This window comes from Sphingomonas sp. GW821-FHT10F09 (genome assembly GCF_058809195.1).
The window spans coordinates 57,420-80,763 of sequence record NZ_JBXASI010000002.1 but is presented as its reverse complement, the minus strand read 5'-3'; the positions used below and the strand labels follow the sequence as shown (position 1 = coordinate 80,763).

22 protein-coding genes are annotated in these 23,344 nt (G+C 69.9%); 15 read left to right on the top strand and 7 right to left on the bottom strand.

The features are described 5' to 3' along the window. The first annotated feature begins 87 nt into the window (after window positions 1–87). A complete protein-coding gene (plsY, locus tag AC1RTO_RS08345; RefSeq protein ID WP_493160416.1) occupies window positions 88–732 on the top strand; it encodes a glycerol-3-phosphate 1-O-acyltransferase PlsY in 645 nt (214 codons plus the stop codon). Then, complete coding sequence (gene dprA / locus AC1RTO_RS08340) at window positions 725–1,807, top strand: DNA-processing protein DprA (RefSeq protein WP_493160415.1); 1,083 nt, start codon at window positions 725–727, stop codon at window positions 1,805–1,807. Before plsY ends, dprA begins: the two co-directional genes overlap by 8 nt. A gap of 6 nt (window positions 1,808–1,813) precedes the next feature. On the opposite strand, the gene AC1RTO_RS08335 is transcribed toward dprA, so the two are convergent. Beyond that, the gene (locus AC1RTO_RS08335) at window positions 1,814–2,458 is read right to left on the bottom strand and encodes a TMEM175 family protein (RefSeq protein WP_493160414.1); all 645 of its coding nucleotides are present in this window, start codon (window positions 2,456–2,458) and stop codon (window positions 1,814–1,816) included. A gap of 140 nt (window positions 2,459–2,598) precedes the next feature. Between AC1RTO_RS08335 and topA the strand changes: the two genes are divergently transcribed. Continuing rightward, a complete protein-coding gene (topA, locus tag AC1RTO_RS08330; protein WP_493160413.1) occupies window positions 2,599–5,193 on the top strand; it encodes a type I DNA topoisomerase in 2,595 nt (864 codons plus the stop codon). Window positions 5,194–5,345: 152 nt separating this feature from the next. Here topA and AC1RTO_RS08325 read toward each other — a convergent pair whose 3' ends face one another. Further along, window positions 5,346–5,642 carry a hypothetical protein gene (locus tag AC1RTO_RS08325; protein ID WP_493160412.1) on the bottom strand — a complete coding sequence of 99 codons (297 nt, stop codon included), beginning with the start codon at window positions 5,640–5,642 and terminating at the stop codon, window positions 5,346–5,348. A 79-nt stretch (window positions 5,643–5,721) separates the two neighbouring features. Then, entirely contained in the window at window positions 5,722–6,567 is an 846-nt protein-coding gene (panC, locus tag AC1RTO_RS08320) for a pantoate--beta-alanine ligase (protein ID WP_493160411.1), read from the bottom strand. Between the two features lie 86 nt (window positions 6,568–6,653). Between panC and AC1RTO_RS08315 the strand changes: the two genes are divergently transcribed. From AC1RTO_RS08315 to AC1RTO_RS08280, 8 genes are all read left to right on the top strand, one after another. Then, complete coding sequence (locus AC1RTO_RS08315; RefSeq protein ID WP_493160410.1) at window positions 6,654–7,466, top strand: division plane positioning ATPase MipZ; 813 nt, start codon at window positions 6,654–6,656, stop codon at window positions 7,464–7,466. Continuing rightward, complete coding sequence (locus tag AC1RTO_RS08310; protein ID WP_493160409.1) at window positions 7,463–7,723, top strand: J domain-containing protein; 261 nt, start codon at window positions 7,463–7,465, stop codon at window positions 7,721–7,723. The genes AC1RTO_RS08315 and AC1RTO_RS08310 overlap by 4 nt, the downstream gene beginning before the upstream one ends. Next, complete coding sequence (gene pgmG, locus AC1RTO_RS08305; protein ID WP_493160408.1) at window positions 7,723–9,102, top strand: phosphoglucomutase/phosphomannomutase PgmG; 1,380 nt, start codon at window positions 7,723–7,725, stop codon at window positions 9,100–9,102. Before AC1RTO_RS08310 ends, pgmG begins: the two co-directional genes overlap by 1 nt. Further along, window positions 9,095–9,601, top strand: a complete 507-nt coding sequence (locus AC1RTO_RS08300) for a PH domain-containing protein (RefSeq protein ID WP_493160407.1) — start codon at window positions 9,095–9,097, stop codon at window positions 9,599–9,601. The genes pgmG and AC1RTO_RS08300 overlap by 8 nt, the downstream gene beginning before the upstream one ends. Window positions 9,602–9,659: 58 nt before the next feature. Continuing rightward, window positions 9,660–10,415: an exonuclease domain-containing protein gene (locus AC1RTO_RS08295; RefSeq protein WP_493160406.1), complete on the top strand. Its 756-nt coding sequence runs from the start codon at window positions 9,660–9,662 to the stop codon at window positions 10,413–10,415. A gap of 135 nt (window positions 10,416–10,550) precedes the next feature. Then, window positions 10,551–11,993, top strand: a complete 1,443-nt coding sequence (locus AC1RTO_RS08290; RefSeq protein ID WP_493160827.1) for a sensor histidine kinase — start codon at window positions 10,551–10,553, stop codon at window positions 11,991–11,993. Further along, complete coding sequence (locus AC1RTO_RS08285) at window positions 11,990–12,436, top strand: response regulator (RefSeq protein ID WP_293874565.1); 447 nt, start codon at window positions 11,990–11,992, stop codon at window positions 12,434–12,436. The genes AC1RTO_RS08290 and AC1RTO_RS08285 overlap by 4 nt, the downstream gene beginning before the upstream one ends. A gap of 2 nt (window positions 12,437–12,438) precedes the next feature. Continuing rightward, window positions 12,439–13,482, top strand: coding sequence for a histidine kinase dimerization/phosphoacceptor domain -containing protein (locus AC1RTO_RS08280; RefSeq protein ID WP_493160826.1), 1,044 nt, complete (start codon window positions 12,439–12,441; stop codon window positions 13,480–13,482). 4 nt (window positions 13,483–13,486) lie between these two features. Here the strand turns inward: AC1RTO_RS08280 and AC1RTO_RS08275 are convergent, their stop codons facing one another. Both AC1RTO_RS08275 and AC1RTO_RS08270 read right to left on the bottom strand, forming a co-directional pair. Continuing rightward, window positions 13,487–13,963: a DUF1440 domain-containing protein gene (locus AC1RTO_RS08275; protein ID WP_493160405.1), complete on the bottom strand. Its 477-nt coding sequence runs from the start codon at window positions 13,961–13,963 to the stop codon at window positions 13,487–13,489. A 59-nt stretch (window positions 13,964–14,022) separates the two neighbouring features. Further along, entirely contained in the window at window positions 14,023–14,766 is a 744-nt protein-coding gene (locus AC1RTO_RS08270) for a class I SAM-dependent methyltransferase (protein ID WP_493160404.1), read from the bottom strand. 50 nt (window positions 14,767–14,816) lie between these two features. On the opposite strand from AC1RTO_RS08270, the gene AC1RTO_RS08265 reads away from it, so the two are divergent. The 4 genes from AC1RTO_RS08265 (at window position 14,817) to AC1RTO_RS08250 (ending at window position 19,626) form a co-directional block, all read left to right on the top strand. Further along, window positions 14,817–15,677, top strand: a complete 861-nt coding sequence (locus AC1RTO_RS08265; RefSeq protein WP_493160403.1) for an oxygenase MpaB family protein — start codon at window positions 14,817–14,819, stop codon at window positions 15,675–15,677. A 132-nt stretch (window positions 15,678–15,809) separates the two neighbouring features. Then, window positions 15,810–17,360: a DUF4153 domain-containing protein gene (locus tag AC1RTO_RS08260; protein ID WP_493160402.1), complete on the top strand. Its 1,551-nt coding sequence runs from the start codon at window positions 15,810–15,812 to the stop codon at window positions 17,358–17,360. Then, window positions 17,357–18,082, top strand: coding sequence for a response regulator transcription factor (locus tag AC1RTO_RS08255; protein ID WP_493160401.1), 726 nt, complete (start codon window positions 17,357–17,359; stop codon window positions 18,080–18,082). The genes AC1RTO_RS08260 and AC1RTO_RS08255 overlap by 4 nt, the downstream gene beginning before the upstream one ends. Beyond that, window positions 18,067–19,626, top strand: a complete 1,560-nt coding sequence (locus AC1RTO_RS08250; protein WP_493160400.1) for a sensor histidine kinase — start codon at window positions 18,067–18,069, stop codon at window positions 19,624–19,626. Before AC1RTO_RS08255 ends, AC1RTO_RS08250 begins: the two co-directional genes overlap by 16 nt. Window positions 19,627–19,963: 337 nt before the next feature. Here the strand turns inward: AC1RTO_RS08250 and AC1RTO_RS08245 are convergent, their stop codons facing one another. Both AC1RTO_RS08245 and AC1RTO_RS08240 read right to left on the bottom strand, forming a co-directional pair. Next, window positions 19,964–21,877 carry a CocE/NonD family hydrolase gene (locus AC1RTO_RS08245; protein ID WP_493160399.1) on the bottom strand — a complete coding sequence of 638 codons (1,914 nt, stop codon included), beginning with the start codon at window positions 21,875–21,877 and terminating at the stop codon, window positions 19,964–19,966. Window positions 21,878–22,020: 143 nt separating this feature from the next. Further along, window positions 22,021–23,301, bottom strand: a complete 1,281-nt coding sequence (locus tag AC1RTO_RS08240; protein WP_493160398.1) for an Hsp70 family protein — start codon at window positions 23,299–23,301, stop codon at window positions 22,021–22,023. Window positions 23,302–23,344 lie beyond the last annotated feature (43 nt).

Genomic DNA, 23,344 nt, shown 5'->3' with positions numbered 1-23,344 from the left:
CGATGCGCCGATCTTGACCGAAGTTGCTGCACGGGCATTGGCGAAGCCGCATCGAACCCGCTATGGTGTCCTGCGGAAGGGGCAGGCTTGCATACCGAGGTTCTCTGGATCGCACCGACGTGCGCGCTGCTGCTCGGCTATCTGCTGGGCTCGATCCCGTTCGGGGTGATCCTGACGCGCGTCGCCGGTGCGGGCGACCTGCGCAGCATCGGCTCGGGCAATATCGGCGCGACCAACGTGCTGCGCACCGGGCGCAAGGGGCTGGCGGCGGCGACGCTGCTGCTCGACCTGCTGAAAGGGGCCGCGGCGGTGTGGCTGGCGGACTGGCTGTTCCCCGGCGACGGCATGATCGCGGCGGCGGCGGCGTTCGTCGGCCATTGCTATCCGGTCTGGCTGCGCTTCCGGGGCGGCAAGGGCGTCGCGACCATGATGGGCATCGTGCTCGCGCTGCACTGGCCGATGGGCCTCGTCTATGCGCTGGTCTGGATCGGATTGCTCGCCGGCGTGCGCATCTCCTCGGTCGCGGGCATGGCGGCGGCGATCAGCGCCCCGGTCAGCGGCGCGCTGTTCGGGCGGTTCGACCTCGTCATGCTGGTGCTCGCACTGGCCGCGATCGTGCTGTGGAAGCATCGCGACAATATCGAGCGGCTGGCGAACGGCACCGAACCGCGCATCGGCGGCGCGAAGGACAGCGGGGATTCCGCCGACGCGGACGCCCTACCGGATGGCTGACCGCGACGCGACGCGCCTGCGCCTGATCCGCACCGGCGGGATCGGCCCCGTCACCTATCGCCAGTTGATCGCACGCTTCGGCAGCGCGGAGGCGGCGCTCGACATGCTGCCGACGCTGGCGCGGCGCGGGGGCGGTGCGGCGCCCCGGCTGGCCGACGCGGGCGCGGTGGCGCGCGAGATGGCGGCGACGCACCGGCTCGGCGCGCGCTACCTGTTCATCGACGATCCCGATTACCCGCCGCTGCTCGCCGAGATCGATACCGCGCCGCCGGCCTTGATCGTACGCGGCGACCTGTCGCTCACCCGGGCGATGACCGTCGCCATCGTCGGCGCGCGCAATGCGTCGGCGGCGGCCTGCCGCTTTGCGCGGACGCTGGCCCATGCGCTGGCGGCCGAGGGGGTGACGATCGTTTCCGGCCTTGCCCGCGGCATCGACACTGCGGCGCATGTCGGCGCCCTGCCCCGTACGATCGGCGTCATCGCCAGCGGCGTCGACGTCGTCTTCCCGCCCGAGAACGCCGCCTTGCAGGAACAGGTCGCCGCCGAGGGGCTGCTGGTCGCCGAACAGCCGCCGGGCACGCAGCCGCTCGCCCGTCATTTTCCTTCGCGCAACCGCATCATCGCAGGGCTGGCGCTGGGCACGGTGGTGGTCGAGGCGGCGCCGCGATCGGGCTCGCTCATCACCGCACGGCTGGCGACCGAGGCGGGGCGCGAGGTGATGGCGGTGCCGGGCAGTCCGCTGGATCCGCGCGCGCAGGGGTGCAACCTGCTGATCCGCGAGGGTGCGACGCTGATCCAGAATGCCGCCGACGTGCTCGAACAGCTCCGCCCGATCGACCCGCGCAGCGTCCGTACGCCCGCGCCGGCCTATGGCGGTCCGCCGCCCGCCGCCGATGCGAGCGATGCCGACCGGACGCGGATCACCGGGTTGCTGGGGCCGGTGCCGGTCGGCGTCGACGAACTGATCCGCCAGAGCCATGCCGCCCCCGCGATCCTCCAGACCGTGCTGCTGGAACTGGAGCTGGCCGGCCGGCTGGAACGCCACGCCGGCGGCCGGGTCAGCCTGACGCTCTGAACCGCCCTATGCCGCCGCATCCCTGCGGGCGGCACGACGCCCGACCAGCGTCGCGATGATCGGGCTGCCGATGGTCAGCACCACCAGCGCCGCGACCCACGTCACCATGCCGGCGGCGAATGCGCAGACCCCGATCGCGATCGAGATCCAGCTGCGCCGCAGGATCGGGCGCATGTCGTCGACGCTCACCCCGTCATCGAGCAGTTCCGGCGATGCGACGATGCTATGGATCAGCTGCCGGTTGACGAGGCCGAGCACGATCAGCCAGCCGGTATAGAAGCCGATCCCGACGCGCAGCTGGACATATTCGCTGATGACCGCGGTCGGGAACGGCATGAAGGCGACGGCGAGCAACAGGAGCAGGTTGACCGTCGTCAGCCGCCGGTTGGCGGCGCGCAGCAGGCCCATCACCTCATGGTGCACCAGCCAGAACCGGCCGAGCACCAGAAAGCTGACGAGAAATCCGATATAGTTCGGCAGCAGTCCCCATAGCGCCTGCCCCAGTTCGGGGCCGGTGGCGTGATGCAGGTGCGGCAGCTTCACCTCGACGACTAGCAACGTCATCGCGATCGCGAAGACCGCATCGGAAAAGAACGTCAGCCGTTCCAGCTGTTGCCGGTCGCGCCCGGCATCGTGCGATCCAGCGATCATCGCACCCCGGTCCCGCATGCCTTGCGCACCCGGCTCGTCGAACCCCACATCATTGGCCAGCCCCCGTTGGCATCATTCTTGACAGCCGCCCGTCAGGCTTTCCACCCTCGCGCGTACACGTAAGGACCCTAACCGCCGCCATGCAGCTCGTCATCGTCGAATCGCCCGCCAAGGCGAAAACCATCGAAAAGTACCTCGGCTCGGACTTCCGCGTCCTCGCCTCCTACGGTCACGTCCGCGATCTGCCGGCGCGGGACGGGTCGGTGAATCCCGACGAGGGCTTCGCGATGGAGTGGGAGAATTACGCGGACAAGTCCAAGCAGCTGAAGGCGATCGCCGACCTGTCGAAGACCGCCGACCGGCTGATCCTGGCGACCGATCCGGATCGCGAGGGCGAGGCGATCAGCTGGCACGTGCAGGAGGTGCTGCGCAACCGCAAGGCGCTGCCCAAGGACGTGCAGCGGGTGACCTTCAACGCGATCACCAAGGCGGCGGTGACGACGGCGATGCAGAACCCGCGCGAGCTGGATACCGACCTGATCGACGCCTATCGCGCACGGCGGGCGCTAGATTATCTGGTCGGCTTCACGCTCTCGCCGGTGCTGTGGCGCAAGCTGCCCGGCGCCAAGTCGGCCGGGCGCGTCCAGTCGGTGGCGCTGCGTCTGATCGTCCAGCGCGAACGCGAGATCGACGTCTTCCGCCCGCAGGAATATTGGTCGGTCACCGCGGCGATGGAGCAGGACGGCACGCCCTTCGTCGCGCGACTGGTGCAGTGGGACGGCAGAAAGCTCGACCGCCTGTCGATCGGCAATGAGGGCGACGCGCTGAAGGCGAAGACCGCGGTCGAGGAAGGGCGGTTCTCGGTCCAGACGGTCGAGACCAAGCCGGCGACGCGCAACCCGCCGCCGCCCTTCACCACCTCGACGCTGCAGCAGGAGGCGGCGCGTAAGCTCGGCTTCTCCGCGGATCACACGATGCGGATCGCGCAGGGCCTCTATGAAGACGGCGCGATCACCTATATGCGGACCGACGGCGTGCAGATGGACGGCAGCGCCATTTCCGCCGCCCGGCTGGCGGTCGCCAATCGCTACGACGCGAGCTACGTCCCCGATACGCCGCGCCAGTACCAGACCAAGGCGAAGAACGCTCAGGAAGCGCACGAGGCGATCCGCCCGACCGATTTCAGCAAGGACCGCGCCGGATCGGGCGACCACGGCCGGCTGTACGAGCTGATCTGGAAGCGCGCGCTCGCCAGCCAGATGGCCTCGGCGCGGATGGAGCGCACGACGATCGAGATGGCGGACGGCACCGGGCGCAACATACTGCGCGCGACGGGGCAGGTCGTGCTCTTCCCCGGCTTCCTCGCTTTGTACGAGGAAGGGTCGGACGATTCGCAGGACGAGGAGGCGCGCCGCCTGCCCCGCCTGCGCGAGGGCGATGCGCCGGCCAAGAAGAGCGTCGATGCCGAACAGCATTTCACCCAGCCGCCGCCGCGCTTTTCCGAAGCGTCGCTGGTCAAGCGGATGGAAGAGCTCGGCATCGGCCGCCCGTCGACCTATGCCTCGATCATCAAGACGCTGAAGGACCGCAATTACGTCCGCGTCGAGAAGAACCGCTTCTTCGCCGAGGAAAGCGGCCGGCTGGTCACCGCCTTCCTCGAACGCTTCTTCGAAAAGTACGTCGGATTTGACTATACCGCCGAACTGGAGGAGGAACTGGACGACGTCTCCGGTGGCCGCGCGCAATGGCAGGCGGTACTCGAGGCTTTCTGGCGCGACTTCAAGCCGCGCACGTCCGAGGTGATGGAACAGCAGCCTTCCGCGATCACGGCGGAGCTCGACCAGTTCCTCGCGCCCTATCTGTTCCCCGACAAGGGCGACGGCACCGACCCGCGGCTGTGCCCAAAGTGCGAGGCGGGCAAGCTCGCGCTGCGCGGCGGCAAGTTCGGTGCGTTCATCGCCTGCTCCAACTATCCCGAATGCAAATACACCCGCCGCTTCGCGCAGCCGGGTGGCGAAGAGGGTGAGGACAGCGGCCCCGAAGGACTCGGCAAGGACCCGGCGACCGGCCTCGAGGTCGAGCGCAAGTCGGGGCGGTTCGGCCCGTACATCCAGCTCGGCGAGGGCAAGGAGGCGAAGCGCGCCTCGATCCCCAAGGACCTGCCGGGCGACCTCGACCTCGCATGGGCGCTCAAGCTGTTGAGCCTGCCGCGGACGATCGGGACGCATCCGGAGACGGGCGAGCCGATCACCGCGTCGATCGGGCGCTATGGGCCCTATCTGGCACATGCGGGCAAATATGCGCGGCTGCAATCGACCGCGGACGTGTTCGAGACGGGGATGAACGCCGCCGTCGTCAAGCTCGCAGAGACGGCGGCGGGCGGCGGACGCCCGGCGCGCGGGGCGGCACGCGCGCCGCTGAAGGAGCTCGGCAAGCATCCGCGCACCGAGCTTGAGATCAAACTGATGGAGGGGCGCTATGGCCCGTACGTCACCGACGGCGAGACCAATGCGACCCTGCCCAAGTCGATCACGCCCGACGCACTGACGCTGGAAGAGGCGGCGCAGCTGATCGACGATCGCGCCGCCGCGGCACCGGCGAAGGGGAAGAAGAAGGCACCCGCCAGGAAGGCCGCGGCGAAGAAGCCGGCGGCGAAGACGACAGTCGCGAAGGCGGCGCCTGCCAAGAAGCCGGCAGCGAAAAAGGCGCCGGCGAAAGCCAAGACGGCGGAATAGCGGCCACCTTCCCCCTGATCGTCATCCCCGCGGAGGCGGGAATCCAGACGCGCAGCGGTCGCGATGGAGCCGGAACGTCAGCGCGTCCGGGCTCCCGCCTCCGCAGGGATGACGGGCTTGGTTACCCGCCGGCGCGCTTCACATGGACGAGGTTACGCCGCGCGGCGCTGCGTCATGCCGAGCCAGGCACGCGCGGCGCGCTGCGCTTCGGCGATCTCGCGGGCGGTCATGTCCTCGGCGACCTCGGCCCGGGCATCGGCAGCTTCGGAAAGCCCGGCCACGGCGGCGAGGTTGAACCATTTGTGCGCTTCGATCAGATCGATCCCCGCCCCCGCGGTCCCGGTCTGATAGCAGACGCCCAGATCGAACAGCGCTTCGGGTCGCCCCCGCATCGCGTCCTCGATCCGGCTGTCTAAAAGAAACTGCGCACTCTTGAAACTGTTCGCCATCGTCCGCCCCCAATATGCATTGGGTCACAGTGGGACGATTCGCACTACAAAATGGTTAACGGCGCCAAAGTCTCGTTAATCAAAGGTTTGGCTCGATCGCGATATTGTCGATCAGCCGCGTCGACCCCATCCGTGCCGCCGCGAGCAGCCGGCGCGGCCGGTCTGCCGAGGGATGTTCCGCCAGCGTCTCCGCATCGGCGAGCGCGACGTAATCCACCACGAATCCCGCCGCATGGAGCGTCGCGCGCGCCTCCGCCAGCGCCGCGTCGGAATCGTCCCCGCGCCAGATCGCCCGCGCCGCGACGCCGAGCGCCCGCGGCAGGGCCACCGCCTTCGCCCGCTGCTCCGCGTCGAGGTAGATGTTGCGCGACGACAGCGCGAGGCCGTCGTCGTCGCGCTGCGTCGGCACGCCGACGATCTCGATATCAAGGTCGAGGTCGGCGACGAAGCGGCGGATGACGGCGAGCTGCTGGAAATCCTTCTCGCCGAAATAGGCGATGTCTGCGCCGGTCTGGCCGAACAACTTGGTGACGACGGTCGCGACCCCGTCGAAATGCCCCGGCCGGGCGGCGCCGTCGAAGCCGTCGCTGACGCCGGAGACGCTGATATTGGTCGCGAAACCGGCGGGATACATGACCTCGACCGACGGCAGCCACAGCAGGTCGCAGCCATGTTCGGCGAGCAATCGCGCGTCCGCCGCCTCTCGCCGCGGATAGCGGCCGAGATCCTCGTTGGGGCCGAATTGCTTCGGGTTGACGAAGATCGAGGCGATCACCTTCGTCCCCGGCCGGCGTGCCGCCTCGACCAGCGCCATATGGCCGGCATGCAGTGCGCCCATCGTCGGGACGAGCGCGATCGCCGCGCCCTCCGCCCGGAACGCGGCCACGGCGTCGCGCAAGCCCTGCAAGTCCCGAACCGTCTGCACGTTTAACCCCTCGAACATTGAGCGCGCGGCTTCTATGGAGAGGGACGAGAGCGGGCAAGCCGCAACCCATCGATAAGGAACGAACCGTGCCCGAAGGGCCACATGTCCTCCGGCCCGCTGGGCCACACGTTATCGTCTTCGCCAATGAAAAGGGCGGCACCGGCAAGTCGACGACCGCGGTGCACGTCGCGATCGCGCTTGCCGCCAAGGGGGCGAAGGTCGCCTGTTTCGACCTCGACCACCGCCAGCGCACCGTCGGCCGCTATCTCGACAACCGCGCCGCGACGATCAAGCGCACCGGCAGCGTGCTGCCGATGCCGGTCCACGAAACCCACGACGGCGTCAGCGAAGAGGTGTTCGAGGAAAAATGGTCGCGGCTGAGCGAGGGCGCCGACTTCCTGATCGTCGACACCCCCGGCCGCGACGACCATTTCGCCCGCACTGCGGCGGCGCTGTCGAACACGCTGGTCACGCCGATGAACGACAGCTTCGTCGATTTCGACCTGATCGGGCAGGTCGATCCGGAGACGTTCAACGTCACCCGCCCCAGTTTCTATTCGGAGCTGATCTGGGACGCGCGCAAGCAGCGCGCCCGCGCCGACGGCACGCAGATCGACTGGGTCGTGCTGCGCAACCGCCTGCAGCATATCGAGGCGCGCAACATGCGCCGCGTGTCGGATGCGCTGGGGCAGCTCGCCAAGCGGGTCGGCTTTCGCATCATTCCGGGCCTCGGCGAGCGCGTGATCTATCGCGAGCTGTTCCCCGCCGGGCTGACGATGATCGATTCGAAGGAATTCGGCGCGATGGGCCTCGGCCATGTCGCCTCGCGGCAGGAATTGCGCGAGATGATGAGCGCGCTGCAACTGCCCGAATCCCCCGCCCCGCAAGTCGCCGCATGAAGTGGATCATCGCCATCGGGCTGATCTGGCTCGCGTGGCGTTACCTGAAGCCCGCCCCCAAACGGCTGAAGCCGGATGCGGCGCAGCGCGCGCGGCAGGTGCTGGGCGTCGGCGCCGGTGCGGACGAAGGCGAGATCCGCAGCGCGCACCGCCGTCTGCTCGCCGACGTCCATCCCGATCGCGGCGGATCGGCGGAGCGCAGCACCGAGATCAACGCGGCGCGCGACCTGTTGCTCGGGACGCTGCGGCGGAACTGATGGTGCACGCCCTCTCCCCTGCGATCCTGCGGGAATATGACATCCGCGGCACGACCGGCCGCAATCTTGGTGCCGCCGACGCCGTCGCGATCGGGCGCAGCTTCGCCACCCGCATACGGCAGGCGGGCGGCACCCGCGTCGCCGTCGGCCGCGACGGGCGGCTGTCGTCGCCCGAACTGGAGGCGGCGCTGGTCGCGGGGCTGACGGCCGGCGGCGTCGACGTGGTGCGGATCGGCATCGGCCCCACCCCGATGCTCTATTATGCCGAGGCGACGCTGGAGGTGGACGCGGGCGTTCATGTCACCGGCAGCCACAATCCGCGCGACGACAACGGCTTCAAGATGGTGCTCGGCCACCGCTCCTTCTACGGCGCCGACGTGCAGGACCTCGCCCGCATCGCCGCGGCGGGCGCGTGGAGCGAGGGCGCGGGCAGCGTCACCGACGCCGCGGTCTGCGACGCCTATGTCGGGCGGCTGCTGGCGGGCTATGCCGGCGGCACGTTCCGGATCGGTTGGGATTGCGGCAACGGCGCCGCTGGCCCCGCGGTCGAACGGCTGGTCGCGCAGCTGCCCGGCGAGCATCACCTGCTGCACAGCGAGGTCGACGGCCGCTTCCCCAACCATCACCCCGATCCCACCGAGGAGGCGAACCTCGCCGACCTCAAGGCGCTGGTGCGCGATCGCGGCCTCGATTTCGGCATCGCCTTCGACGGCGACGGAGACCGGATCGGCGCGGTCGACGGCGAGGGGCGCGTGCTGTGGGGCGACCAGCTGCTCAGCTTGCTGATCGTGCCGGTGCTGGCCGAGTTGCGTGGCGCAACCGTCGTCGCCGACGTAAAGACGTCGCAATTCGTCTTTGACCGCATCGCTGAACTGGGCGGCACGCCGGTGATGGGCGCGACCGGCCACAGCCTGATGAAGGAAGCAATGCTGGCGCACGACGCGCCGATCGCGGGCGAGCTGAGCGGTCACATCTTCTTTGGCGCGGGCGCGAACGGCGGCTGGTACGGATTCGACGATGCGCTCTACGCGGCGGTGCAGCTGATCCGCGCGGTGCATCTGTCGGGGCAATCGCTGACGCAGCTGCGATCGGCGATGCCGCCGCTGGTCAACACGCCGGACCTGCGCTTTCCGGTCGATCCGGCGCGCAAGTTCGTGGTGATCAACGAGGTGCGCGGGCGGCTGGAGGCGCGCGGCGTCGCGGTGGTGGCGATCGACGGCGTGCGGGTGACGACGCCGTCGGGCTGGTGGCTGCTACGCGCATCGAACACGCAGGACGTGCTGACCGCGCGCGCCGAGGCGGGCGACCAGGCGGCGCTCGACGCTCTGCTCGCGGCGATCGACGCGGAGCTCGCCGCATCAGGTGTTGCACGTGATTGACACGCTCCGCCGGCCGGATAGGGTCGGTGCCATGGTGGGCAGCTACACTACGGAACGGCCGGTCGACAGCTTCCGGTCCAGCACCAATCGCTGGCTGCTCGGCAGCTTCCTCGGCTGGATGACGATCCTGTCCTGCGTCATCGGCGTCGGGCTGGTCATCATCGCGATCCGATGGCTGCAGAACATGAGCGCCGCCTATGAGATCACCGACCAGCGGCTGATCGTGCGGCGCGGCCTCGTGATGAAGTCGATCGACGAGATCGAGCTGTACCGGATCAAGGACGTGCGCGTCGATTTCTCGCTGCTCAACCAGATGGCGGATATCGGCACGATCACGATCACCTCGTCCGATCGCACCACCGGCAACGCCAGCTTTGTGCTGCGCGACGTCCCCGCCGCGCGCGAACGGCGCGAAGGCATCCGCAAGCTGGTCGATCGCGCCCGCCAGCGCCGTGGCGTGCGCGAGCTGGACGTCGACGCGGAGGACGGCCTGCGCTGACCCGCACCGGCCGACTCTGTGCTGGCGGAATCGCCCGCCAGCCCCCATTTACCCGTCAATGCGTCCCCTCCCCCAGATCATCCGCGTCATCGACCTCGAAACCACCGGCAGCGCGCCGCCCGCGCACGGGGTGTGCGAGATCGGCTGGCAGGACGTCGCGCTGAAGGGCGACCGCTGGGAGCTGGAGGGCGAGGGCGGATCGATTCTGGTCAATCCCGGCCGTGCGATCCCGCCGATCACCCAGGCGATCCACCATATCCTCGACAAGGATGTCGCCGACGCGCCGTGGTGGCACGACGTCGCGCGGCGCGTGCTCGATCCCTATCCGCGCCGGGTCGCGCTTGCCGCGCATCGGGCGGATTTCGAACAGCAATTCTGCACCGCCAACCTGACCCATGGCGCGGACTGGATCTGCACGTGGAAATGCGCGCTGCGACTGTGGCCGGACAGCCCGAGCTTCTCCAACCAGGTGCTGCGCTACTGGCGCAAGCCCGAGGGGCTGGAGCAGAGCCGCGGCCTGCCCGTCCATCGCGCCTTTCCCGACGCCTATGTCACCGCGCACCACCTGCGCGACCAGCTGAACGAGGCGGGCGTCGCGCAATTGCTCGAATGGTCGCGCGACCCCGGGCTGATCCCGCGCGTGCGCTACGGCCCGCATCGCGGCAAGGCGTGGAGCGAGCTCGATCACGAAAGCCTGATGGCGTTCCTGACCGACCGTGATCCCGACATCCGCTTCACCGCCAATGCCGAGATGGACCGGCGCAGCGGCGGCGGCGCGGTCGGGCGGAGCAATCCGCAGGAACTGCTGCTGTAGGACCGGTCCTCGCGCTGCCGCGCGGCATCGCTGGCATAACGCCACGCCCTGCCGTAAGGCCACGCCGTGCTCACCACCGTCACCAATCCGCTGGTCGTATCGGAAGGCCGCTTCGGCCGCGTGCTGGTGGCGTTTATGGCGCTCGGCTTCCTCGCACTGGTCGCGACCGGCATCGCCGCGGGCTGGGCGACGGGACGCAACGCGGACCACACCCGCTGGGTCAACCACACTTATGAGGTGGAGCTGTCGGTCAGCAACGCCCGCCGGCTGATCGAACAGGGCGAGGCGTCGCGGCGCGGCTATCTGCTGACCGGCAACACCGAATATCGCGACGCCTATCGTCGCTGGGCGGCGGCGCTGCCGGGGGCGCTGGGGCGGTTGCAGCGGTTGACGCGCGACAATCCGCAGCAGGTCGCGACGCTGCGCATCCTCCGCGGCGAGATCACAGATCTGCTGGTCCAGCGCGCGCGCACGATCGCGCTGATCGACGCCGGGCGGATCGAGACCGCGGCCGCGCTGTTCCGCGCCGAGGCGAGCGTGCGCCGGCTGATGACGATCCGCGACGCGTTCGAGCGAATGGCGACCGAGGAGCGCCGGCTGCTCGCCGAGCGCGATGCGGCGCAGCAGGCGAGCGTGCGCGTCTTCTACGTCATCCTGGCGGTCGCCGCGGTGCTGCTGGTGCTGGTCGCGCTCGCCTCGCTGCTGACCGTGATGCGCTACACCCGCGACCTTGCCGGATCGCGCGACTCGCTGCGCGACTTCAACGAGCGGCTGGAGGAAACGGTGCACGAGCGTACCGCCGACCTCAGCCGCGCCAACGAGGAAATCCAGCGCTTCGCCTATATCGTCAGCCACGACCTGCGCTCGCCGCTGGTCAACGTGATGGGCTTCACCGCCGAACTCGCCGCCGCCACCGCGCCCCTCGGCGAGCTGCTCGACCGGGCGGAGGCGGAATGCCCGCATATCGTCAGCGAGGATGCGCGGCTGGCGGTGCGCGAGGACCTGCCCGAGGCGGTCGGCTTCATCCGCACCTCGGCACAGAAGATGGACCGGCTCATCAACGCCATCCTCAAGCTGTCGCGCGAGGGCCGTCGCATCATCACGCCCGAGGCGATCGACCCCGCCACCGTCGCGGACACGATCGCCGGGTCGATCCGGCACCTGCTCGACGACCGCGGCGTGACGCTGACCATCGGCCGGCCGATCCCGGGCGTGGTCACCGACCGGGTGGCGCTCGAACAGATCCTGTCGAACCTGATCGAGAATGCGACCAAATACCTGCAACCCGGCCGCCCCGGCACGATCCACGTGTCCGGCGAGGAACGGCGCGGCCGCGTGATCCTGTCGGTCGCCGACAACGGCCGCGGCATCGATCCGCGCGATCACCAGCGCATCTTCGACCTGTTCCGCCGGTCTGGCCAGCAGGACCAGCCGGGCGAGGGCATCGGGCTGGCGCACGTCCGGGCGCTCGCCTATCGTCTCGGCGGCACGATCGACGTCGACAGCGAACCGGGGCGCGGATCGACCTTCCGCCTCAACCTTCCCAAGACCTACGAGAATCAGGACAGCACCGCATGAACGCCCATCAATCCGTCGGCATCGTCATGATCGAGGACGACGAGGGCCATGCGCGGCTGATCGAGAAGAACATCCGCCGTGCCGGCATCCTCAACGACATCCGGCACTTCACCGACGGCACGCAGGCGCTGCACCATCTGTTCGAGGCGTCGGACGGCCCGGCGAAAAACGGCCCGGCGCTGGTGCTGCTCGACCTCAACCTGCCCGACATGAGCGGCACCGACATCCTCGCGCAGATCAAGGCTGAGGGCAGCCCGCTGAAGCGCACGCCGGTCGTCGTGCTGACCACCACCGACGACAAGATCGAGATCCAGCGCTGCTACGATCTCGGCTGCAACGTCTACATCACCAAGCCGGTGAACTACGAAAGCTTCGCGCAGGCGATCCGCCAGCTCGGCCTGTTCCTGTCGGTGATCCAGGTGCCGGAAGTCGAGGAACACTGATCCTGACCGATCCAGCCCTCCCCAGCGTACTCTACATCGACGACGACGACGGCATCCGCCGGCTGGCGGCGCGCGCGCTCGCCCGCCGCGGCTATCGCGTGACGACCGCGGAGGGCGGCAGCGAGGGCGTCTTGCTCGCCGCGTCGCAGCCGTTCGACCTCGTCGCGGTCGACCATTACATGCCGGGGATGGACGGGCTGGAGACGCTGGAGCAGCTTGGCGCGCTGCCCGCGCCGCCGCCCGTCGTCTACGTCACCGGGTCGGACGAGGGCCGGATCGCGGTGGCGGCGCTGAAGGCGGGCGCGGCGGATTACGTCGTGAAGACGGTCGGCGATGATTTCTTCGACCTGCTCACCGCGAGTTTCGAGCAGGTGCTCGATCGCAGCCGTCTGGCGCGCGAGAAGGCGCGGGCGGAGGAAGACCTGCGCGCCAGCAATGCGCGGCTCGAGGCGCTGCTGGGCGAGGTGAACCACCGCGTCGCCAATTCGCTGCAGCTGGTGTCGGCGATGGTGCGGTTGCAGGCGGGTGCGCTCGCCGACCCGACCGCGCGCGCCGCGCTGGACGACACGCAGCGGCGGATCGGCGCGATCGCGCAGGTGCATCGCCGGCTTTATTCGGCGAACGACGTCGAGAGCGTCGACATGCGCGACTATCTCGGCTCGCTGATCGAGGAGCTGACCGAAACGCTGTCGTGCGATTCCGCGCCGCACAGCCTGCGGCTCGCCGCCGAGCCAATCCGGCTGCCGACCGACAAGGCGGTGTCGCTCGGCGTGATCGTCACCGAGCTCGTCACCAACGCCTGCAAATACGCCTATCCCACGGGCGCGGGCGGCGAGATCCGGGTGATGCTGGCGCTGGAGGGCGAGGACGTGTTCCTGCTAGCAGTCGAGGATGACGGCTGCGGCATGGCGGCCGAGGCGGCGCCCAAGGGAACCGGCCTCGGCACCAAGCTGATCCGGGCGATGGCGCAGAGCCTGCAGTCGATGATCGAATACGAACCGCGCGAGCGCGGCGTGCGGGCGACCCTGCGCGCGTCGCTGACCTGACAGATCAGTCCAGCGCGGCCTCGATCGCGCGCCGCGCGCCTTCCAGCGCCAGTCCGAACACCGCGTGGCTCACCAGCCCATAAGCGTGCGTCGCCGGCGGCGTATCGGTCGGCGCCGGTCCCCAGCCGAACGCCGGCACCGCCGCATCGTCGAGCAGGGTCGCGATCGCCACGCCATAGGCGAGGCCGAACCCGGCGGTGGTCTGCGGCCAGCGCCGCGCCGCCAGCGCATAGCCGGCCCCCAGCGCCGCGCCGGTCGCGTAATGGACGAGGCTGCCCGCGGTTTCGCGATGTTTCTGGGTAACCGCCTCGCCGGTGACGAGCCGCTTGGCGCTGTCCGCCGCCTTCACCGTGGCGGGATCGTCGTTGCTGCCCCCCTGTCCGAATGCCGGCGCCGCGACGCGCTGAAAGAGGTTCATGGCGAGGCTGGCGACGAGCCCGCCGGCGACGCCGGCGGCGAGGGTCGTGGTCAATGACGGCACTGGCATGTCTCCCGATCGAAACCGGGTAACGCATTGCACGGGCGAGAGGTTCGCCGCTCTTACGGCTTGCGGAATTTGAGGACGAACTGGTCGGTCTTGCCGCGGATGGCGGGGTCGAACACGGCCTTGCTATGGTCGTCGGCGGGATTGGCGAGCACCGTGCTCGCGCCGACGAAGCGGAAGCCGGCCGCCTCGACCTGGCGGCGGACCGCGGCGGGATCGATGCGGTGCGTGGTGTCGGTGCCGGACAGGCCGGACCCGGCCCTGTCGGCGTGATCGATCACCACATAAGTGCCGCCCCTCTTCAACAGTTTGAACACCGCCGCGTCGAACGCCCGCAACGCCGGCTCGCCCGCGCCCTTGTTGGGAATGTCGTGATAATTCTGCACGGTCCAGAACAGGTCGGCCGGCTGCGGCGCCGTCGGCAGGTCGGTCGCCTGCACCTCCGCCGTCACGTTGGCGAGGCCGCGGGCCTTCAGCGCCGGCAGGCTTTTTCCGGCATATTTCGCGCCCGCCGCCGGCCACAGCGCATAGACCCTACCCTTCGGCCCGACGATGCCGGTGAGGATGCGCGTCCAATAGCCGCTGCCCGGCAGGTAATCGACGACGGTGTCGCCCGGTCGCACGCCGGCGAAGGCGAGCACGGCCGCCGCCTGGCGCCGGGCGTCGTCGCCGGCCTGATCGGCGCGGGCGCGGTCGGCGAGCGCGCGGGTGATCGCGGGACCGGCCAGCGCCGCCTTGTCCTGCGCCAGCACGCCGGTGGTCATCACGGCCGCCGCGACCATCGATACAAGCAGGCGCATCCTTCGTCTCCTGTACTGGTTTCGCCGTGAGGCTATATGAGACCGGCAGCATGGGCGACATTCGCGATACGATCCAGGGACAAGTGCATCGGCTGGTCGGCTTCGGCGACGGCGCCGTCGATCTGCGGCGACCACCGGGCGACGACGGCCTGTTCGGGCCGGGATCGGCGGCATGGGTCGTCCACGGCGACTTCACCGCGATGATGGCGGGCGGCGTCGCCGCGCTGTTGCTTCAGATGCTGCATCCGGGCGCGCTGGCGGGGGTGTGGGACCACAGCAATTTCCGCCGTGACATGCTGGGGCGGCTGCGCCGGACGGCGCAGTTCATCTCCGGCACCACCTATGGCGCGACCGCGACCGCCGAGACGCTGATCGCCAAGGTGCGCGGCATCCACGACCGCGTCGCCGGTACCCTGCCCGACGGCACGCCGTACAGCGCCAACGATCCCGACCTGCTGACCTGGGTCCATGTCGCCGAGGTGGCGAGCTTCCTCGCCGCGCACCGCCGCTATCGCGACCCGGCCTATCCGGCGGCGGAGCAGGACCGCTATCTGGCCGAATATGCCGTCGTCGCGGAGAAACTGGGCGCGACCGGCGTGCCGAGGACGCGCGCCGCGGTCGATGCCTATTTCGCCGCGGTCCGGCCGCAGCTGCGCGCCGATCACCGCACGCGCGAGGTCGCCCGCGCGCTGTTGCACCAGCAGCCCGCCAGCCGCGCGATGGCGCCCGCGCAGAAATTGCTGATGGAGGGCGGCATCGACCTGCTGCCCGACTGGGCGGCGCTCATGCATGGGCTGGAACGCCCCGCAGTCCACCGGCCGGCGGTGCGCGCGGGCATGGCCGGGATCGGATCGGTCCTGCGCTGGGCGCTGCGCGACGGATCGGCGAAGCGCGCGACGACGCCGGACTGACGTCGCGCGGCACGCAGGCCGCGGCCTGCACGGAATCTGCACCGAAGCTTGCCGGAGCGGACACCGGCCCCGCGCTTCTCCCCGCACCGGGGGCGTGCATCCATCGTCCCCGGACACCGGAGGATGGATGCGATGACGACGACGAACGGGCCACGCCCGGCCATGCCGCTGGCCGCCAAATTGGCCGCGGCGATCGCGGTGACGCTGGTGGCGGAGGGGATCTTTTCGACCGGCAGCGAGATCGGCGGCACGATCGGCGTGCTGGCGCTGATTTGGGTGGCGGTGCTCGCGATCACGCGGCCGGTCGTACGGCGGACGCCGGCGGCGCGGATTGCACTGGTCGCGGCGGCGGGGTTCGCGCTGGTGCTGATCGACGATCCCAATCCGCTCGCGCTGCTGCTTGGCTGGATCGCGATCTCACTCGCCGCGCTGCTGCCCGGGCGGCGGTTCGACGATGCGCTGCGATGGGCGCAGCGGCTCGGCTGGCATGCGGTGGTCGGGCTGGGGTTGCCGTGGCGCGATCTGGCGTGGAGCGCGGCGGCGCGGCGGCGGACGCGGCACGGCGGCGTACGCGCCGGCGCGGCGATGCTGGTCGTGCCCGTGGTCGGCGGCGCATTGTTCCTGACGTTGTTCGCCAATGCCAATCCGCTGATCGGCGACGCCTTCGGCCGCATCGCGCTGCCCGACCTGACCGACGTGATCTGGCGGACCATGCTGGCGGCGGTGATGCTGACCGCAGTCTGGGCGACGCTGCGGCCGCGGCTGTCGCCCCGGATCGGCGAACGGTTCGCGACGCCGGGGGCCATCGCGCGCTTCGACCTGGGCGTCGCGACGCTGGTGCTGTCGCTGGCGACGTTCAATGCGATCTTCGCCGTGCAGAACCTGCTCGACATCCTGTTCCTTTGGAGCGGCGCGCCGCTGCCCGCTGGCGTCACGATGGCCGATTACGCGCATCGCGGCGCCTATGCGCTGATCGTCACCGCCCTGCTGGCGGCGCTGTTCGTGCTGGTGACCCTGCGCCCCGGCGGCAGCGGCGCGGCGAGCCCGACGGTGCGGCGGCTGGTGACGCTGTGGATCGCGCAGAACCTGCTGCTCGTCGCCTCCAGCGCGTTGCGGCTGGTCGATTATATCGCGGCCTATGCGATGACCGGGCTTCGGCTGGCGGCGCTGGCGTGGATGGCGCTGGTCGCGACCGGGCTGGCGCTGATCCTGTGGCGGCTGCTGCGCGGCCGGTCAGCGGCGTGGCTGGTCAACGCCAATGCCCTCGCCGCGGCGCTGGTGCTGGGCGGGGCGAGCGTGGTCGATCTCGGGGCGACCGCCGCAGCGTGGAATGCGGACGTCGCGCTCGACAAGGGTCGCGCCGGGCCGCCACTCGACCTGTGCTATCTGGCGCGGCTCGGCCCGTCGGGACTGGTCGCCCTGGCCCGGCTGGAACGCCATGCCAAGGATGCGGGACTGCGCGACCGGTTGACCTATCTGCGCTGGCAGGCGCAGGCAGAGACGACTGCATTGCAGGCCGACTGGCGCAGCTGGTCGGGGCGCAACGCGCGTCGCCTCGCGGCGGTCGAGGGCATGACGGGACGCCGCCCGCCACAGGTGCGCCGCGCCGACAACGGGCGGGGATGCGACGGCAGCATCGTGCCGCCGCCGGTATGGCCATTGACTAAGGCGGCGCAACGATGATCCTGTGCCCGATGCCGCGCACCGTCCTCGTCGTCGACGACGATCCCCATATCCGCCAGCTGCTGGTGTTCGCGCTCGGCAAGGCGGGGCTCGACACGCTCGAGGCGGAGGATGGCGAGGCGGGGCTGGCGCTCGCCGAACGGCACGGCCCCAATCTGGTCATCCTCGACATCAACATGCCGCGGATGGACGGACTGGAGGTCTGCCGCCGGCTCCGCGCGGCCAAGGGCGCAGAGGGCGACGTGCCGATCCTGTTCCTGTCGAGCCGCGACGACGAGATCGACCGCGTGCTCGGCATCGAGCTGGGCGCGGACGATTATGTGGTGAAGCCCTTCTCGCCGCGCGAGGTGGTGGCGCGGGTGATGGCGATCCTGCGCCGCACCGCCGCGCGGCCGCCGGTGGTCGAGGACGGGCGCGGGCTGGAGCATGGCCGGCTGCGGCTGGACCTTGAGGGCTGGCGCGCGCTGTGGGAGGGCCGGGAGGTGACGCTGACCGTCACCGAATTCTCGATCCTCCGGCTGCTCGCCTCGATGCCTGCCAAGGTGTTCAGCCGCGATGCGATCATCGACCGGCTGCACGGGCCGGGCTTCGCGATCACCGACCGAACGATCGACAGCCATATCCGCAACCTGCGCCACAAATTCGCCACCGCCGGCGCCGCCGACCTGATCGAGACGCGGCCGGGGATCGGCTATCGGCTGGGGGCATGTACGGGCGCGTGAAGGATTGGGCCAAGCGCCACTGGCCGCGGCTGCGGCTGCGCACGATCCTGTTCGCGACGCTGTTCCTCGTCGCGGCGCTGCCGGGGTTCGGCGCGGTGTTCCTGCGCGTCTACGAGAACACGCTGGTGCGCCAGACCGAGGCGGAGCTGGTCGCGCAGGGCGCGGCGCTGGCGGCGGCGGCGGCGGCGGACTGGCCGGGGGCGACCGGGGGCGCGCTCTATCCGCAGCGGATCGTGCCGCCCGGCGACGGCGTCGACCTGAGCCTGACGCCGATCCTGCCGGAACGCCCCGCCGCGACCCCCGCCGCGCTGATCGCCGCCGATGCCGCGGCGGCGGCGCCGCGGCTGGCGCCGGTACTGCGCGCGACGCAGATGACGACGCTCGCCAGCATCCTGCTGCTCGACCGGCGGGGCCGGATCGTCGCGGGCAACGGCCGGCGCGGCGGCTATGCGACGCTGCCCGAGGTGGCGGCGGCGCTGCGCGGGGCGCCGGCGACGGTGCTGCGCCGCAACCGCGCCTATCGCGCCGTCTACAGCTTCGAATGGCTGTCGCGCGCGGCGGCGATCCGCGTCCATCATGCGCGGCCGATCGTGGTCGACGGGCGCGTCGTCGGCGTGCTGCTGCTGTCGCGATCGGCGCGGGCGCTGTTCCGCGGATTGTACGCCGACCGCGGCAAGATCGCGATCGGCATCGCCGCGATCTTCGCGTTGCTGGTGCTGCTGAGCGGTGTGATCTCGCGCGGGATCACCCGGCCGATCGAGCGGCTGGGGCAGGCGACGCGCGCGGTCGCGAGTGGGCGCGGCAGCGTGCCGGAGGTGCCGACCACCGCGGCGATCGAGATCCAGGGGCTCTATGCCGATTTCGCGGTGATGACCGCGGCGATCGAGCACCGGTCGCGCTACCTGCGCGATTTCGCCTATGCGGTCAGCCACGAATTCAAGACGCCGCTCGCCGGCATCCGCGGCGCGATCGAGCTGTTGCAAGATCATCCCGACATGGCGGCGGGCGACCGCCACCGCTTCCTCGCCAATGCCGATGCGGATGCGGACCGGCTGGCGTTGCTGGTGACGCGGCTGCTCGAACTGGCGCGCGCCGACATGGCGGCGCCGGTGGACGATGCGGTCGATCCGGTGCCGGTGGTGGCGCGGATCGCGGATGCCTGTCGCGGCGAGGCCTTCGGCATCGCGGTCGGATGGAATGCGCCGCCGCCGCGCGTCGCGCTGCCCGCCGCGACGATCGAGAATGCGCTGGCGACGCTGTTCGACAATGCGCGGCAAGCGGGCGCGCGGCAGGTCTGCATCCGGGGCGAGACGACGGCGGGGGGCGTGGTGATCCACGTCACCGACGACGGGCCGGGCGTGGCACCGGGGGATCGCGACCGGGTGTTCGAACCCTTCTTCACGACGCGGCGCGCGGTGGGAGGATCGGGGCTGGGGCTGGGCATCGCACGGTCGTTGCTGGAAGCCGGCGGCGGGCGGATCGCGCTGGCCGATGCCGAGCGCGGCGCGCATGTCGTCGTGACGCTGCCGGTGGCGCGTGCGTGACGGCCGGGTCCGACATGGACAACATGGGCAACATGAACACCTAAACGGAAACAATTCAGCTCGATCGTTTCAGTATCTGCATCGAACGCCTGGAGGACTCACCCTCGCATGACCGGCGTTTCGCGCCCGCCCCCCCCCTCTGCCGTCCAGAGAGGGATAGACGGCGGCGCAGGGTGGGGAGGGCCGGGGCGGTCGAGGACCACGTCTGAGAAAGAGCCTGTATCGGCTGCCGTGGTACCGGCGGCGGACCTTGTAGGACAGCCCGCCGTGATCCGCGTGCAATATCGGCACGTTGCGGCGGCTGCGATCCACAGCCGCCGGGCGCGCCCTACCGCGCCTACGGCTGCTCCACCGGCACCACCGGCAACAGCACCGCGCTCGGGGTGGCGCCGCCGCGCTTCAGCGTCACCGTCGCCTTCCGGTAATCCCCCGGCTTGGCGAAGAAGATGTTCGGCACATAGGTCTGCGGATTGCGGTCGTAGAGCGGGAACAGGCTCGACTGGACCTGCACCATGACGCGATGGCCGGGCTGGAAGACGTGGTTCACCGTCGGCAGGCGGAATTTGTAATGCTGGACCTTATTCGCGGGGATCGCGCGCGGCGTCGCGAAGCTGTCGCGGTAACGGCCGCGGAAGATGTCGAGGCTGATCGGCAGCTGGTAGCCGCCCATCTTGGGATCGCTCGCATTCTCGGCCGGATAGACGTCGATCACCTTGACGACGAAATCACCGTCGGTGCCGGTCGTCGTCGCATAAAGATCGGCGATCGGCGCGCCGGAGACGCGCATCGCCTGCGTCAGCACCGGCGTGGTGTAGGTCATCACGTCGGGGCGGCCATCGGCATGGCGCTGGTCGCTGACCAGCCAGTCGCCCCAGCGGCCGTCGCCGAAGTTCACCGGGCGCGGCAGGTGCGGGACGGGCTTGGCGGGATCGGCGACATAGCTGTCGCCGCCGGCACCGCCCTTGGCGAAGCCGAGGCCGCCGTCGGCCTGCAGGTAGATCGGCTTCAGCGGCGCCGCGCAGCCGCTTTCGCAGGCGAGCGGCCAGTTCGCCAGCCGGTCCCAATGGTTCTCGCCGGTGTTGTAGATCGCCGCCTGCGGCAGGTTCGCGGCCGGGCCGTCCTTGAGATACTGGTCGAACAGCGGCAGCACCATCTGTTCGCGGAACTGCGCGGCGGTGTCGCCGTCCCACTGGAACGGGCCGAGGCTGCGGCCGTCGCGGTTGATCTGGCTGTGCCGCCACGGGCCCATGACGAGGAAGTTGTTGCCGGTCTTGCCCTTGGCCTTCAGCGCCTCCCATGCGGTGATCGCGCCGTACATGTCCTCCTGATCCCACAATCCCTGTTCCCAGATCGTGGGAACGTTGGACGGGTTCGCCGCAAGCAGCTTGTCGAGCGCCTGCCCCGACCAGAAGCCGTCATAGGCGGGATGCTGCGACATGCGGGTCCAGTAGGGCAATTGGTCGTAGCCCGACTTCTTCGCCCAGTCGCCGGCCGAGCCGACCTCGCGGAAATTGTCGTAATCGTCCCAGCCGCCGGTCGGCGGCACGGTGCCGCCGCCCTTGTAGCCGGTCTGCCCGCCGAGCCAGGCGATGTTGGCGAGGCGGAAGGCGCCGTAATGGAACCAGTCGTCGCCCATCCAGCCGTCGATCATCGGCGATTCGGGCGCGGCGACCTTGAGCGCGGGATGCGGATTCAGCAGCGCCATGACGACGGTGAAGCCCTCGTAGCTCGACCCGATCATGCCGACGCGACCGTTCGACTGCGGCAGGTTCGCCTTGTTCACCAGCCAGTCGATCGTGTCATAGGCATCGGTGACGTGATCGACCTTGGTCGGATTGAGCGGCCCAATCACCGGGCGGGTGACGACATAGTCCCCTTCCGACCCGTATTTGCCGCGGACGTCCTGATAGACGCGGATATAGCCGCCCTTGACGAACGCCTCGTCGGCGAGCGGCAGCGTCGCGAGCATCGACGCGCTGGTGCTGCGGCTGGCGCGGCCCTTGGCGTTATAGGGCGTGCGGGTCAGCACGATCGGCGCGTTGGTCGCCGCCTTGGGAATGACGATGACGGTGTAGAGTTTGGTCCCGTCGCGCATCGGGATCATGACTTCGCGCTTGATGTAATCGTTGGCGGTGTCGACCAGCGTGAACTTCGCCGGGATGTCGCCGCCCGCCGGCGCGGTCTGCTGCTGCGCATGGACCCCGACCGAGAGCAGGGCGAGCAGGGGCAACAGCATCAAGGAACGGCGCATGACGATCTCCGGCAGAGAGGATGACCGATGCTAGGCCCGAGTGCGGACGCACTCAATCCTTCGCCGGCGTGCGGACGCACGCAATTCTTAGCCGGCGTGCGGGCGCAAGCAATGCCCACACGGCGTGCGGGCGCACACGCGTTTCAGCTCGCCCAGGCGGCGACGTCGTCCTGCGTGCCGATCAGCGCGAGGCCGTGCGCGATCGAGGTCAGCTCGCCGCCGGTCGCGATCCGGTCCGCGCCGAAGCGGTCGTCGAACAGGCGGCGGATGCGCGGGGTGAGCGAGGTGCCGCCGGTCAGGAAGACGCGGTCGATCTCCGCCGCCGCGACGCCCGCCGCCGCCAGCGCCTGATCGACCGCGGCCTCAATACGGACGATATCGGGGGCGATCCACGCCTCGAACTCGGCGCGCGTCACCTCCGCCGCGATCGACAGGCCGGCGCCGTCGAAGCGGAACTGCGCGACCTCCGCCTGCGACAGCGCGCGCTTCAGCCGGCCGACCGCGTCGTACAGGCTGTAGCCCGCCTCCTGCTCGATCACCGCGATCATCCGCCCGATCGCATCGGGATCGAGCGCGGACCGGCGCAGCTTGTCGAGCGCGGCCAGCGTCTTGCGGTTGCGCATCAGCGCGAGGCGCGACCAGTCGGCGAAATCGGTGAAATAGCCGCCGGGGATCTCCAGCACCTTGTCGAACGAACGGTAGGAGCCGCCCTTGCCGAGCAGCGGCATGACCAGCCGGTCGACGATACGCTGGTCGAACCGGTCGCCGGCGATGCCCACGCCGGCATGCCCCAGCGGCGTGCAGCGCTGGCCTGCGCCCGGCACGTCGACGCGCACCACGGAGAAATCGCTGGTGCCGCCGCCGAAATCGGCGACGAGGATCGTCGCGGCGTCGGTCAGCCGCGCGGCATAGCTGAACGCGGCGCCGACGGGTTCGTAGACGTAATGGACCTCCGCCCCCAGCGCGCCGAACACCGCGTCGTAGCGGGTGCGGGCGAGCGCCTCGTCCGGGTGGGCGCCGGCATAGGCGACCGGGCGGCCGACGATCACCCGGCGGGCGCGGCCGTCGAGCGCGCCGCCGGCGCGGGCGGCCATCTTCGCGACGAACAGCCGCCCGATATCCTCGAACCGCATCCGCCGGTCGAACACGGTGGCATGTTCGAAGCTGGCGCTGGCGGCGACCGACTTGAACGACTGGATGAAGCGGCTGCCCTCCGGAAAGTCGAGATATTCGCGGATCGCCCAGGGCCCCGCCTCGGATTGCAGCCCGGCATCGTCCCAGAAGCAGAGCGCGGAGCGGAATACCGGGTCCGGGCCGTCGGGGGCGTCGAGCATCACGAGATCGGCGGTGTCGCCGCGCGCGAGGGCGGCGACGGAATTGGTGGTGCCGAAATCGAGGCCGAGGGCGAGAGGTGTGTCGGTCATGCGGCGGCCGTCCTCACACGCGATGGCGGGGTCCGGTCAAGGG

Excerpts from the sequence above, each read along its gene's own strand:
- dprA (WP_493160415.1), top strand. The coding sequence starts at position 725 with ATGGCTGACCGCGACGCGACGCGCCTGCGCCTGATCCGCACCGGCGGG.
- AC1RTO_RS08335 (WP_493160414.1), bottom strand. The coding sequence starts at position 2,458 with ATGATCGCTGGATCGCACGATGCCGGGCGCGACCGGCAACAGCTGGAA.
- topA (WP_493160413.1), top strand. The coding sequence starts at position 2,599 with ATGCAGCTCGTCATCGTCGAATCGCCCGCCAAGGCGAAAACCATCGAA.
- AC1RTO_RS08325 (WP_493160412.1), bottom strand. The coding sequence starts at position 5,642 with ATGGCGAACAGTTTCAAGAGTGCGCAGTTTCTTTTAGACAGCCGGATC.
- AC1RTO_RS08310 (WP_493160409.1), top strand. The coding sequence starts at position 7,463 with ATGAAGTGGATCATCGCCATCGGGCTGATCTGGCTCGCGTGGCGTTAC.
- pgmG (WP_493160408.1), top strand. The coding sequence starts at position 7,723 with ATGGTGCACGCCCTCTCCCCTGCGATCCTGCGGGAATATGACATCCGC.
- AC1RTO_RS08295 (WP_493160406.1), top strand. The coding sequence starts at position 9,660 with ATGCGTCCCCTCCCCCAGATCATCCGCGTCATCGACCTCGAAACCACC.
- AC1RTO_RS08290 (WP_493160827.1), top strand. The coding sequence starts at position 10,551 with ATGGCGCTCGGCTTCCTCGCACTGGTCGCGACCGGCATCGCCGCGGGC.
- AC1RTO_RS08285 (WP_293874565.1), top strand. The coding sequence starts at position 11,990 with ATGAACGCCCATCAATCCGTCGGCATCGTCATGATCGAGGACGACGAG.
- AC1RTO_RS08270 (WP_493160404.1), bottom strand. The coding sequence starts at position 14,766 with ATGCGCCTGCTTGTATCGATGGTCGCGGCGGCCGTGATGACCACCGGC.
- AC1RTO_RS08265 (WP_493160403.1), top strand. The coding sequence starts at position 14,817 with ATGGGCGACATTCGCGATACGATCCAGGGACAAGTGCATCGGCTGGTC.
- AC1RTO_RS08260 (WP_493160402.1), top strand. The coding sequence starts at position 15,810 with ATGACGACGACGAACGGGCCACGCCCGGCCATGCCGCTGGCCGCCAAA.
- AC1RTO_RS08255 (WP_493160401.1), top strand. The coding sequence starts at position 17,357 with ATGATCCTGTGCCCGATGCCGCGCACCGTCCTCGTCGTCGACGACGAT.
- AC1RTO_RS08250 (WP_493160400.1), top strand. The coding sequence starts at position 18,067 with ATGTACGGGCGCGTGAAGGATTGGGCCAAGCGCCACTGGCCGCGGCTG.
- AC1RTO_RS08245 (WP_493160399.1), bottom strand. The coding sequence starts at position 21,877 with ATGCGCCGTTCCTTGATGCTGTTGCCCCTGCTCGCCCTGCTCTCGGTC.
- AC1RTO_RS08240 (WP_493160398.1), bottom strand. The coding sequence starts at position 23,301 with ATGACCGACACACCTCTCGCCCTCGGCCTCGATTTCGGCACCACCAAT.